Source organism: Gorillibacterium massiliense (assembly GCF_000455485.1).
Lineage (GTDB): Bacteria > Bacillota > Bacilli > Paenibacillales > NBRC-103111 > Gorillibacterium > Gorillibacterium massiliense.
This window is the reverse complement of sequence record NZ_CBQR020000060.1, coordinates 1-12,434: the sequence shown is the minus strand read 5'-3', so window position 1 is coordinate 12,434 and position 12,434 is coordinate 1. Positions and strand designations below refer to the sequence as shown.

General features: G+C 44.1%; 14 protein-coding genes. 5 read left to right on the top strand and 9 right to left on the bottom strand.

Annotation, left to right across the window (positions count from 1 at the left end):
• The 5 genes from TJ79_RS06255 to TJ79_RS06240 all read right to left on the bottom strand — a co-directional run.
• Positions 1 to 805 (bottom strand): extracellular solute-binding protein (locus TJ79_RS06255; protein ID WP_155987792.1); only part of this gene is annotated, 805 nt, incomplete at its 3' end.
• A 128-nt stretch (positions 806 to 933) separates the two neighbouring features.
• A complete protein-coding gene (locus tag TJ79_RS06250; RefSeq protein ID WP_040949436.1) occupies positions 934 to 1,860 on the bottom strand; it encodes a response regulator transcription factor in 927 nt (308 codons plus the stop codon).
• Positions 1,861 to 1,875: 15 nt separating this feature from the next.
• Positions 1,876 to 2,013, bottom strand: a complete 138-nt coding sequence (locus tag TJ79_RS27095) for a response regulator (protein WP_155987791.1) — start codon at positions 2,011 to 2,013, stop codon at positions 1,876 to 1,878.
• The gene (locus TJ79_RS06245) at positions 2,010 to 3,770 is read right to left on the bottom strand and encodes a sensor histidine kinase (RefSeq protein WP_162162924.1); all 1,761 of its coding nucleotides are present in this window, start codon (positions 3,768 to 3,770) and stop codon (positions 2,010 to 2,012) included. Before TJ79_RS06245 ends, TJ79_RS27095 begins: the two co-directional genes overlap by 4 nt.
• A gap of 355 nt (positions 3,771 to 4,125) precedes the next feature.
• Positions 4,126 to 4,980, bottom strand: coding sequence for a helix-turn-helix domain-containing protein (locus tag TJ79_RS06240; protein WP_040949434.1), 855 nt, complete (start codon positions 4,978 to 4,980; stop codon positions 4,126 to 4,128).
• 110 nt (positions 4,981 to 5,090) lie between these two features.
• Here TJ79_RS06240 and TJ79_RS06235 point away from each other — a divergent pair, with 110 nt between their 5' ends.
• The 5 genes from TJ79_RS06235 to TJ79_RS06215 all read left to right on the top strand — a co-directional run bounded on the left by TJ79_RS06235 (position 5,091) and on the right by TJ79_RS06215 (position 9,159).
• Positions 5,091 to 6,251: an epoxide hydrolase family protein gene (locus tag TJ79_RS06235; protein WP_040949433.1), complete on the top strand. Its 1,161-nt coding sequence runs from the start codon at positions 5,091 to 5,093 to the stop codon at positions 6,249 to 6,251.
• 243 nt (positions 6,252 to 6,494) lie between these two features.
• Positions 6,495 to 6,800, top strand: coding sequence for an MFS transporter (locus TJ79_RS06230; RefSeq protein WP_040949432.1), 306 nt, complete (start codon positions 6,495 to 6,497; stop codon positions 6,798 to 6,800).
• 542 nt (positions 6,801 to 7,342) lie between these two features.
• Positions 7,343 to 8,071 carry a TVP38/TMEM64 family protein gene (locus TJ79_RS06225; protein ID WP_052339332.1) on the top strand — a complete coding sequence of 243 codons (729 nt, stop codon included), beginning with the start codon at positions 7,343 to 7,345 and terminating at the stop codon, positions 8,069 to 8,071.
• Entirely contained in the window at positions 8,064 to 8,585 is a 522-nt protein-coding gene (pssA, locus tag TJ79_RS06220) for a CDP-diacylglycerol--serine O-phosphatidyltransferase (protein WP_040949431.1), read from the top strand. The genes TJ79_RS06225 and pssA overlap by 8 nt, the downstream gene beginning before the upstream one ends.
• A gap of 16 nt (positions 8,586 to 8,601) precedes the next feature.
• The gene (locus tag TJ79_RS06215) at positions 8,602 to 9,159 is read left to right on the top strand and encodes a class I SAM-dependent methyltransferase (RefSeq protein WP_040949430.1); all 558 of its coding nucleotides are present in this window, start codon (positions 8,602 to 8,604) and stop codon (positions 9,157 to 9,159) included.
• 22 nt (positions 9,160 to 9,181) lie between these two features.
• Here TJ79_RS06215 and TJ79_RS06210 read toward each other — a convergent pair whose 3' ends face one another.
• The 4 genes from TJ79_RS06210 to TJ79_RS27520 form a co-directional block, all read right to left on the bottom strand.
• The gene (locus TJ79_RS06210; protein WP_040949429.1) at positions 9,182 to 10,510 is read right to left on the bottom strand and encodes a HAMP domain-containing sensor histidine kinase; all 1,329 of its coding nucleotides are present in this window, start codon (positions 10,508 to 10,510) and stop codon (positions 9,182 to 9,184) included.
• Positions 10,503 to 11,201, bottom strand: a complete 699-nt coding sequence (locus tag TJ79_RS06205) for a response regulator transcription factor (protein WP_040949428.1) — start codon at positions 11,199 to 11,201, stop codon at positions 10,503 to 10,505. Before TJ79_RS06205 ends, TJ79_RS06210 begins: the two co-directional genes overlap by 8 nt.
• Before the next feature lie 499 nt (positions 11,202 to 11,700).
• Positions 11,701 to 11,958, bottom strand: a complete 258-nt coding sequence (locus tag TJ79_RS06200) for a hypothetical protein (RefSeq protein ID WP_040949427.1) — start codon at positions 11,956 to 11,958, stop codon at positions 11,701 to 11,703.
• A partial coding sequence (locus TJ79_RS27520) for a galactose-binding domain-containing protein (RefSeq protein ID WP_040949426.1) occupies positions 11,948 to 12,434 on the bottom strand: 487 nt, incomplete at its 5' end. The genes TJ79_RS27520 and TJ79_RS06200, both read right to left, overlap by 11 nt.

The following is a 12,434-nucleotide window of genomic DNA, read 5'->3' as shown; positions in this document are numbered from 1 at the left end:
AAGAGACAAGGAATGTAGCATAAGGGAACGTGTTCTTAGATGGGCCGACGATGCCGATCGTGTTGTTCCCGCCCATTTTGTTAGCAATGAAAGCTTTAGCGGTCTTCTCGATGTCGCTAAGCGTCTTCGGCACCGGCAGGTTCAGCTTATCGAGCCAATCCTTGCGGATCCACATGATGTGAACGCCGTCGGTATCGACCGTAATGTTCGGGATGGAGACCATCTTGCCTTTGTAGCTAGCATTTTCGAGTGCGCGTCCTTCGGTGCTCGCCATGATATCCTTGACCTGAGAAGACTGATATTGTTGGAAAAGATCCGTTATGTCGTACAGCAATCCCGAGCTCGCGGCCTTCGTCATATAGGAGCGGTCATCAACGACCATGCCGTCCGGCAATTTACCCGAAGCGATAGCAAGGCTGACCTTCTGCTTGAAGTCGTTGCCAGTGGCGGCCGTCCAATCCACGATCACGTTGATGTTGTACTTTTCTTTGAGATATCGCGTGTACTGGTTGTTGCTTACACTGTCTCCTGCCGGCAGCGTCTTGTCGGTCGGATCCACCGACATGCCGATATGAACGTCGACTGGCTTCGGGAACTTGGAAAACGCCAAGTCGTCGCCGGATGCCGATGGACTTGAGTTGGCGCTTGAATCCGGGCTGGTGCTGGAACTGGTGCTCGCACTTGGTTTCGAACTTGAACTAGGGCTTGAAGACGCTTCCGAATTTTTTGACGAGTTGGATGAACAAGCTACCAGGCTTAGCATGAGCGTTGCCGCAAGCAGAGCGTACGTCATTCTTCTTTTCAATCCAATCCCTCCCCTTTGTCATTCGCTCTCATTGTACTTTGAATGCGGTTACAAAACGTCGGAAGGATGTCGTGCGTTTACCGATAGATTATTCCACTGAGGGGAGGCATTTGTTCGCTTCCCAACGATCATTGCTCCCCCTTGCTGAACTGCGCCCGGAACTCGGACGGCAGCAGCCGGGTTTGCTCGTAGAACAGGTGCGAGAAATATTTCGAGTCGCCGTAACCAACCGCATTCGCCACCCAGGCGATCGAACGGTTCGTCTCGCAAAGAAGCCGCTCCGCCGCCCGAATGCGCTCCTGCCGCAAATACTCGTTAAACGTGGCTCCGGTGAGCTTTTTGAACATTTGGCAAAAGTAGCTGCGGCTCATGTTCACATGATCGGCAACGTCTTCGGCATGCAGCGGCTCGGCCGCTTGCTCGCGGATGAACAGCACCGCCTTGAGCATACAGACCATCGTCTTCGTCAGGTCGGCCGATCGGGTCACTTGCGAGTAAATCGTCTTCCGGTATTCGCGGATCCATTCGATGACCGAACGGACGTCCTCATCCTGCAATCGGAACTCTGCCTCCAACGGAATGACGGTCTCGATCTGCGAGATGACACGCAGGAAGAGCCCCTCCAGGCGGCGAACGGATGGGTTATCTTCCAACGTTCTCTTGCACAGACTCTGAAAATAAACCTCGTTATACAACCAGTATTGCGAACGCCACTCCTGCTGCAACTTACTCCACTGCTCTTCCTGCGATGGACGAACCTCCTTTTCACCAGGGAAACTGACCTTAGCGCCCAAAACAGGCGGTGAAAGCGGCGTTTGCTGCACAGGCTCATCCATCAGCTTATGCCTAATCCGCCCGAGAATCTGATCGTCATCCTCCGAGTCGAGCCGCACCTTAGATATATAATCCAGAACGCCCATCCGGTACGCCGTCTGCACATTCTCAAACTCCTCATGGAACGTTAGCACGACATAACGCAAGGCTTGGTGCTTCTGACGCACCGCCTGGATCAACTCGATTCCCGACATCACCGGCATCGACAGATCGACAAACATGAGGTCGGCGTCCTGCTACTCCAGAAACTCCAGCGCCTTGGCGCCATTGGCAGCCTCCCCGACTACGACCATGTCATGCGCAGCCCACGGCATGAGAGAGATCAAGCCTTTGCGGGCGAGCTTGTCGTCATCGACAATAAGTACGCGAATCACATCAACCGCTCCTCTCCATATGGGAGATATAAAGTAACTGTCGTCCCTTGATGCGGCAAGCTGTCGATCTGCATTCGGGCTTGGTCTTTATAAAAGGATTGCAGCATGGAGCGAACGTACCGAAGCCCGATTCCCCACCCGGCTTGCTGCTGATCCGGCGTATCCCGTTGCAGAAGAGCCAACGTCTCTTCGTTCAACCCTTTGCCGTCATCGCGAATGACAACTTGGACCATGTGCGACTCTTCATCGGACTTGATGCCGATCTCCAGCTTGCCGTGCTCGTCGAGGCCGTGGCAGACGGCATTTTCAACGATCGGCTGCAGGATGAACCGAGCGACTGGGCTATCGAGGTATTCCCCTTCTTCGACCTCCAGCTTCACCTCAAAGTCGTACCTCATTTGCTGAAGGTCCAGATAAGCGCGCATAACCTGAATCTCAGTTCGTAGAGTCGCCGCCTCTTGCGATTTGCCCAAGTTATAGTTAAGCAGAAAAATCAGCGAGGAGACGAACTTATCAATCTCAGGCTGCTGACGCATGACCGCGAGCCAATGCACCGAGTTCAGCGTATTCATCAGAAAGTGTGGGTTGATCTGGTACGCGAGCTTCTCGATCTCGAGCTGATGCCGCCTTTTCTCCTTTTGTTCAACGTCCAGGATCAACTGTTGAATCTGCTGCTTCATTCGATTGAATTGCTCGAAAAGCCGATCGAACTCCGCGACGCCCGTTCGATACCGCATCGCTCCCATATATCCTTTACCGAGAGCCTCCATCTCCGATTCGATGATCAGCAGCGGCCGATAGATGAGCCTTCGCAGCAATAAAGCGATGATTAACATGATCAATAGAGCGATGCCGAGGATCAGGAACATGTGGTTTTTCCAAGTGTATAGCTCGTGGTTGTAGCTGGAGATGGGAAGCAGAAGCGTGATTGCGTAGCCATACTCGCTCATTGTCCGGTTCCATACATAACCGCTCGAGATACCCGAGCTTCCGCTCCATAACTGCTTTTGACCCTCGGCGTATGCCTCATGGTCGCTGCTGTAAGCCACCTTCCCCTGCTGGTCGGTCAAAACGAGCACATAGGGCATTTTCACATGATTTGAAAGCGCATTCAATTCTGCTGTTAAATCAGTCTCCGCCTCGACATACACCACTTGCTGCGTCCCTTCCGAGAAAGAGATTCGCCGGGTCACCGATACAACCAAGTCGTCGCTGAATCGGCATAAAGACGTATGGGGTGACTGATATTGAATTCCATCATTGCCGGCTAGATTGGGCAACGACTGTATGGTGAACCCTTCGCGAAGCGGAAGATTCGAGTAAAGCATTTGCTGAGCTGCGGGGTCATAGTACATCACCAGCTCCATCGCCGGGTTAGAGAACGTGATGAGTCCGATATTAGAGGAGATGTCGCGCGAGAGGAGAAAACGGTTGTAAGAATCAACAGAGGAAAGATAAGTCGCCATCAAATTGCCTACGTTGCCTATTGGCGCCATTTGCTGCGTCACCTGCAACAGATTCGTGTAAATCTGGTCGAGCTTCATCATTTGCTGGCGGAGATCGAAGACCATGGAGGTATTAATTTTGTTCTGCTGCATCGTATAGATGGCGTTGTACGACACCGCTGCCATCAAAACGGAGCATCCCAGAACCCCCACCGTCAGCAGTACGACGATTCTTTGGCGAAGGGACGTGATTCGGAAAGATTTGACTAACAGCCGGAAGAGATCAACCTTGCGCCGGACGGGCCTTTGCATCTCCATTGCCTCTCATGATCACCACCTCACGGTTAGATCGCTTTTCGTCACTATTTTATTCTCTGCTGGGTGGGGATATCCTTCTGGAAAAAGACCAAGTTGCGGCTGCATTCGGTCAAGGTTTTTATGCTATCTCCCCATGTAAAAATACTATTTTGAACTAATTAGAAGCAGCTTTCCTCCCTAAAATAAAACATTCTAAACCTCCGTACTTCTCTTGCTTGAGTAAAACCTGAAAGCCTTCAGAATGCATGTTTCGTAGACTATGTGAGTTATATGGGGATACAAGCCGTAGTCATGAATGTAAAAAAGCTTAACCGCTCTAAATGATGGATTAGTCGTAGGGCTGCCAGATTTATTGAACGACAGCGAATTGACGGGATGACCTCCGATACATGGTCGGGGACATTCCTTTTTTGGCGTTGAACTGTTTGATCAAATAGGTGTCATACTCAAATCCAGTCGCCTGTGCAATGTCACTCAAACTCATGTCCGTATGAGTCAGTAGCTCGCTTGCAACCTTCAAGCGATGCGATTGCAAATAACCAATCGCTGTTTTCCCACACCTATCTTGAAATTGCTTATTCAGCGTCATACGGTTCAAATGGGCACAAGCCGTCAAATCCCCCAGCGAAATTTTTCTCGCATAATTCGTGTGAATATAATCCAGTACTGCCTCTACGGGCGAGTGCTCCCGGCTTTGATTAAGATCCTCCAGCAGCCCCATAATTTGAATAAGGTATTTTTTGATCCGGCATACCCAGAGGTTGTCGCTTTGCGCCTGCACCTCGGTGCCCATAATAAAGAACCATTCAAATAATAACGGATACGCTTTTTCGCTTATGCGAGGCACGCCATAATGCGTAAATCCGCGCTCAAACAGCGATAGACCGGTTTGTATTCTGGGAGCTGCAGGAAAATGCGCCTCTGTTTCGGTCAGTCTGATCGTACTCAGAAACTCGGCATGAAAGCTAAAGGACTGGGCGGATACATCATTCTTTTCTATTACTTGCATCTGATCATCCTCGGCTAGACAAAGGATGCCAGGAGCGCTAATGGTTATGGGCCGCTGGTTCAACATCCCCTTCAAGCTACCGGATGTAATAAACACCAGTGTAGACCGTTCGGGATAGGGTAAAAGCTTAAGTTCCTCCACAGCAACAAATTCGATATTCACGATACGCTTCTTGTACCGATCCCATTGCGGCATCTTCATCACCTATCAAATAGTATAGTTAATTGCTGCACGTATGCCAGTGTAACATACACACCTTAAGGATATAATATCGTTGTGAACCGGCTAAGAAGGGGGATTGCCTCATGACAGTTGAACGTTTCCGCATTCATGTCTCCGATAATATTCTGGACGATCTGAAAGAACGGCTCCATCGCGTCCGCTGGCCTGATCAGTTAGAAGACTCAGGCTGGGAGCGAGGAACAGATTTAAATGAATTGCAATCACTTGTCTCCTATTGGGGAGATCAGTACGATTGGCGCGGGCAGGAAGCCGAGTTGAACCGCTTTTCCCAATATCACTGCACGATTGACGGCATTGACGTGCATTTCGTCCATGAGCGCGGCAAAGGACCTAACCCTATCCCTATTATTCTTACCCATGGATGGCCAGATAGTTTTCTTCGTTATCACAAAATCATTCCACTGCTGACGGATCCGGCGAGTCACGGCGGTCGTCCGGAGGACGCATTTGATGTCATTGTCCCTTCGCTTCCGGGCTTTGGCTTCTCCGGCCGTCCAACCCATCCTGGCTTCAACAATTTGACCGTCTCCGAAATGTGGGCAAAGCTCATGACATCCGTATTAGGCTACAGCCGCTTTGTCGCTGCAGGCGGGGATATTGGTTCGGGGGTTACCCGCTATCTGGCTGCCAATCATCCAGAGCTTCTCTACGGCATCCACTTAACGGATGTAGGCATTATTAGAGATCTCCTGTCTGCTCATAATGAGGATGCGCTTACGGAAGAAGAACGGCAGTACAAAATCAGTGCCTCCAGATGGATCGCGCAGGAAGGAGGCTATATGTCGCTTCAGTCGACGAAGCCTCAGACACTTGCTTATGGACTTTCGGATTCTCCTGCAGGCTTGGCCGGCTGGATTCTCGAGAAATTTCACGCATGGAGCGACTGTAAGGGGAACCTTCTACAGAAATTTAGCAAGGATGAGCTGCTGACTGCGATTATGATCTATTGGGTGACGAACACGATTGGATCGTCCACGCGCATCTATTATGAGAATTCCAATACGCTTCCACCGCTAGGAAAAATAGAGGTCCCTACCGGCATCGCCATTTTCTCGGCAGATATCGCGCTTCCGCCCAAGTCTTGGATTATGCGCAATCTGAATGTGACTCGCTGGACGGAAATGCCTGCCGGCGGCCATTTCACTGCGATGGAAGAGCCTGAGCGGATGGCCGATGACATTCGCGCCTTTTGCAGGCCCTTCAGAGCGGAAAACAACCAATAACACGTCATGAACTTTCACTCTGCAGAATTGATCTTTCCACCTACTGAACTCATCATCTGAATCTTGAGTACTTAACCTTTTATTCAATATGATCAACTGCCTCCCAAAGTCGATTTTGAGCTTAGACAACATGTCCACCTCCAGAATGTTCTTTGCCCCGATATAACGTTCTTAACACCCTAACATTTTCCTTAAAAACGACAAATGGCTTCGCCCCATGAAACAAAGGGCGAAGCCAATTAATTGTTTTCTGCAAATCTTAGTGATTCTGATATTATCCAAAAGCTGTTGGGGTTGGCGGCGGCCGGTCTCGGCCCGTCAATCAACGTCCTGCTCAGGAAAATCACTCCGGATCCACTTATCGGTCGGGTATTCGGCCTTAATATTTCTGCCCTGTATCTGGGCGCGTTCGGAGGCTCTGTATTTGGCGGGCAGGTCGCCCCATGGCTCGGCATGCGTTACGTATTCATTATGACGAGCATTCTGCTGATGACCAGCGCCGTTTGGGTTTATTTTAGGGTGCACAAGAAGCTTACATTTCGCGCGTAGGAAAGTTGATGTAGGATATGAAAACGAATTCACAAAAAGTATAAAGACCCTTCGATACATTATTAAGCTAATGAGGAACGTTAGTTCAAAACATCACAACAGCAGCCGGCTGAAAGCGGCTGCTGTTTTTGTTTAAGTAAGGTGCAGTTTAATACAACAAAAAACAGTCAGGCAGCCAAACTTTTAAACCCAAATTCAATTTATTCTTTAAAAGAATAAATTGAAAATTAAATATATAAAATGCAGAAATAAGTACTTCTGTGCAAAGGAAGTCGCATAAACTGCGGCTTTTTTTGTTATTAGAGTTTATCATCTGTTCAAGAAAAAAGAACTTCGCCCTAGCGATTCTCAAGCCCAGTACGGGCCGAGCCATGCAAAATATAAGCATCAATGCCGTATGAAAATTAACAAAGCTCCGCACATTCAACCTTATTATTTAACAGCTTTTTATTCAACTTAAGCATTCTTAAGATAACTGATAGGCTAATCTTAAGGACTAAAGACTAAGCTACAATTATAAAAGATTAAGAAAGGACATATCTGTGGCGAAATCAAAAAAGTTTTTTTTTGTAAAAGTTCTCTTAGTGCTCTTGGGCGTTTCACTGCTTATTCTAGTAATTAGAAGCATGCCTCAAATCTTTGAAATTACAGTTTCTATACCGAAATTTAGAGAATTTATTTTATCTTCTGGTCATTGGGGGCCGGCTGTTTTTATAGGATTCCAAATTCTTCAGACAGTTATTGCACCAATTCCGGGCGAAGTGATTCAAATCGCAGGCGGTTATATATATGGCATTTCCATTGGAACATTGTACACAACTGCAGGAATGCTAATTGGAGCAGCAAGTGCATTCTTTATTACTCGATTTTTGGCTCGTTCTTTTGTAGAAAAATTGCTGAGTAAGAGTAAATCTCGATGGATGACCAAAATCATGAATCATGAACGTTTTACGATTATTCTTTTTATTTTTTTTGTAATTCCAGGTTTACCAAAAGATTTGTTTGTCTATTTTGCTGCGCTTACACCCATTAAGCCCTTGAAATTTTTTGCGATATTAACTATAGGAAGAATTCCATCGATTATTTTATCGGCAGGCTTAGGTTCAACGATTTATCAACACAATTATATAACTACCATTATTATATCTGTTCTTTCTGTTCTCTCCTTACTTCTTGGATTGCTCTATAAAGATAAAATCATTCTTCGAATTACAAAAATGAATAAAGAAAAGAAAATGAATTCTGATTATACGGAGGAAACAAATGATTAAGCAATGGATACCTAACCTAATGACTTTCTCCAATCTATCCTTTGGAGTAATAGCGATTCTTGAAATCGTGAAGGAAGAATACATGATGAGCGCAATTTGTATTCTTCTCTCCGTTTTTATTGATAGATACGATGGTAAAGTGGCAAGACGTTTAAATGTAAGCAACGCTATAGGGAAAGAACTGGACTCTTTAGCCGATGTGGTTGCATTTGGGGTTGCCCCTGCAATATTGATCTTTTGCAAGTTTAATTTTATGGAATACAGGATATTAAAGATCGTTGGGGTAGGAGTTCTTATTCTTTATATCATAAGCGGTTCTTATCGATTAGCCCGTTATAACATCCAGACATTTAATGGTGTATTTAGTGGTATTCCCATTACAGTATCCGGCTTTATTTTAGCAATTTATTCTTTGAGCGTCCCTGGTAATCGCGAATACGCATATGTGGCACTTCTAACAATAGCAATTCTTTCGTATTTCATGGTATCGAAATTTAAATTAAAAAAAATTTAAATGAGGAGGGTCCATAGTGGAATTGTTCTCCTTTATAAAAGAGTATGTTACAAACCCAAGAGCCGTTGGAGCAGTTCTCCCCAGTTCCAAGTATCTAGCAAAAAAAATGATTGGACAGATCGACTTTAAAAATGCCAGTTATATCATAGAATATGGGCCAGGTACTGGAGTAATCACTGAACAACTGCTGAAAAATCGAAGAGAGGGCACAATAATTATATTATTTGAAAGTAACTTGAGATTCTTTAATCTGTTAAAGCAAAAGTATCAACATGAGCCCGAATTTCATCTCATTAATGATTCGGCGGAAAACTTAGAAGAGTATATGATTAGTCTAAATATCCCCTGGCTGGATTACATCGTTTCCGGTCTTCCGATTGCAAGTCTGCATCAACAAGTGTCTTTCAACATACTAACACTTACGAAGAGGCATTTACGGCAAGGTGGTAAATTTATAACCTTTCAGTACACACTTTTGAAGAAAGATTTGATTGGCAAGTACTTTCGAAAAGTGGAGATTCAAAGAGAACTTCGGAACATTCCGCCCGCTTATATTTTTTCCTGTAACGTATAGTATATTTCGTTGCAGCTTTCAATTAATGGGACTTTGTAATTACAGGTAAACTGATATGAATTGAATACGTATCTTCTCCTTTTGTTACAGCTAATTTTCCCTTATGCTGCTCAATAATTCGGGTACATGTCTTAACCCCAATTCCTGTCCCCGTTACTTCTCTGGAGACTCTATTTATTCGATTAGTAATACTAATTAATAAATTTTTATTATTCAATTGAAATTTAATTGTTACGGGGGAAGACTTATCTGCATATTTTGTGACGTTCGAAAAAATATTATCCAGTACCCTACGTATTGAAATTAAATTCAAGTCCAACTGAAAAGGGTTATTGGAAGGGATATATTGAAACTGAAACCCATTGTTTTGTAAAATTAATAACTGGTCATCCATGAGCTGATCCAAAAGCTGGATACCGTCAAAAGATTCAAGCTCCAAATGATCCTCAGACAAGTTAGTATTAGTGATAGTAAAATACTCAAAAAGCTTATCTGAAAGATGCTTAATCTGATAAGCTTTTTCTCTGCTGTTATGGATATACTGCATCAAATGCTCGTCGGTTTTATATTTCCGGTACTCAATTATATCTAAATAACCAATGAGTGCTGTCAGTGGTGTGCGTAAATCGTGAGACATCGCTGTTACTAGCTCACTGTTGGCACTCCGGGCTTTTTCCTCGCCATCTAGCTTTTCAATAAATGATTTCCTTAACTCATTGATACTGTGAGCTAATGAAGCTAATTCGTCTTTTCCTTTAGTGGATATTGGATAATCCAATTCTCCGCCTTCCAGTATTTTGACTTCATTCTCAAGTACCGTTATATAGGATGTCTTTCTGTTAATAAAGAATAGCATGGTAAGAATAAAAAATACAAAAGAGATAGCCACACCAATGAATGTAATAATGTAGTAATACTTATATTCAAAGAAACTATCCAGATAAATTTGGGCAACAGTGCCTTTAAAATGCACGCTATATAAAGGCGCGTTGACCAAAATGGGATGAATAAGCATATTGTTTTCAGTATCAAAATCATTCACGGCCGAAGTGAAAATGAGTTTATTGTCTACAAACAAATAAAGACCTATATATCGTTTATTTTTTACCCATTTTGCAATTTGATCCTGATCATTAATGGTAAGATTGTTATCCGAAACATAATGCTTGAATTGAATGATTGTTTGATTTTTTTGATCCTCAATAAATGAAGACTTATTAAAATAGCTATCCAATAAGCTTTCACCTGTTGATTGCAATAAGAAGAATAATCCGGCAGATAGAATAAACGAAATCAGTAGACATAGCATTAATTCATTCTTTATTTTCCCCCTAAAGAACGCTTTACTCAATCCGATACCCCTTTCCCCATACCGTTTTGATCACCTTCGGGTTCTGTGGATCCTGTTCAAGCTTGCTTCTAAGGTTTCGGATGTGCACCATTACTGTATTGTTGCAGCTATAGTAATAAGGCTCTTCCCACACACTTTCATAAAGATTTTGGGCAGAGAAGATTTTTTTCCTATGCTGCATAAGCAAAAGGAGGATTCTATATTCAATCTCGGTTAATTGCACCTCTTTGTCACCGATAAAAACTTCATTGTTTAATGTATTGATACTAATTTCATGCATTAAAAGGTGATCATTAGAAGAAACCTTATCTTTTCCTTTATATACATAATATCTTCTTAACAAAGCTTTAACACGGGACACTAATTCTGTATACGAAAATGGCTTGGATAAGTAATCATCACTTCCGGCAGAAAAGGCCATGTATTTATCCGAATCTTGAGTTTTAGCAGTTAAAAACAAGATTGGAGCGCTAGTTTTTTCGCGAATTTCTATACAGGCTTTAAATCCTGATTTTATCGGCATCATAATATCGAGAATGATTAAATCAGTATGCTCGTCTACCTTGTTGACCGCATCGTCTCCGTTTACAGCTTCGATGACATTATATTGCTCACTCTCCAGTAGGACTCGGACAATTTCTCTGATCTCATTGTTATCATCGGCAATTAATATGTTTTTTGTAGTGTTCATCCGTTTTCCTCCAGCCTTAACCTCATTATAGTATCCAATTTAGCTAGAAACTACACCATTTAAGCATCTTAAGAAATCTTAAGGTCTGGCAATGTCACATCGAAATGACAGGTTTTTTTGCATAGAAAAACAAAGATGGGAGTACTCCTTGACGGTGATAAAGTAAGATTAAAGATCCCAGCTAATTTAGAAGATTACGAACGCCAAGCGGATGAGTTAGCAGATGACGATGTCTTATAAACGACCAGTATCTTACACTGCCTTACACTGAACTTAAATAGCCCATTACATGTAAAATTGGAAATAAGAAGCTTCCAAATTACTGTGATGGGCTCATTTACATTTTCCTAAGCGCTACACTACATTAAACTAGAATTGTTGATTTGACGCGGTTCTTGGGTTAAAAAATCGTCAGCTTTTGAAAAATAAGTTTTAGATTGAACCATTTTGATTTCAAAAATTTGTTCCGAAACATGAAAATAAAGTATTAGACTATCACCTAATTGATTTCGAAATAATTTTGAACCCATTCCTCGAGCCATAACATTGCCCCACGAAAACTTAACATTTCCGGCTCTGTAATTTCTGCTGTATGTGATGAGTAATTACGAACTTCGATTATCGCTTCTATCCTATTCTTAAATTTGTTCTTATCTGGCCCAAATATGGCTTTAAAACTTGGATCCCAATTATTATCAATTTCATTTTTAAGATCTGAGGTATAGCGGACACCGCCGTATTTTTTATTAAGACCCATACACCTTCCACGATTCAATACCGGTCGAAGTTGTCGACTTCGCCGTAATATTCAACCGAATTTGATTTGTCGTGACCGGCGTAAACGTGGTCGTATTGTACTGGTTCGGAAGCAAGCCCAGGCCAGACGGGCTGCTTACATTCACCCAAGCGCTGCCGTTCCAGTATTGGATTGTGTATGAAGCAGGCAGATCGATGCCCTCATCGTCGTCGAACCAATAGACATCGGTCGAGGAGATCGTACGGTTCGTACTAAACGTGTATTGCACCCACTGCGTTGTGCCTGGATTATCCCAGTTGCCGTACACGGAATGACCGCGGTCCTTCGAGCTTGTCGGTGTATACCCGTCGTTCAACCCGGTTAAGCTCTCCCATGAGGAGACGAACGACGTCGACGACGTCGCTTGCGGCGCGATGTCTGAGACGGAGACGGCAGGTCCGGCTAGCGCGCTAATCTCCGAAGCGCTAAGCGCTCTG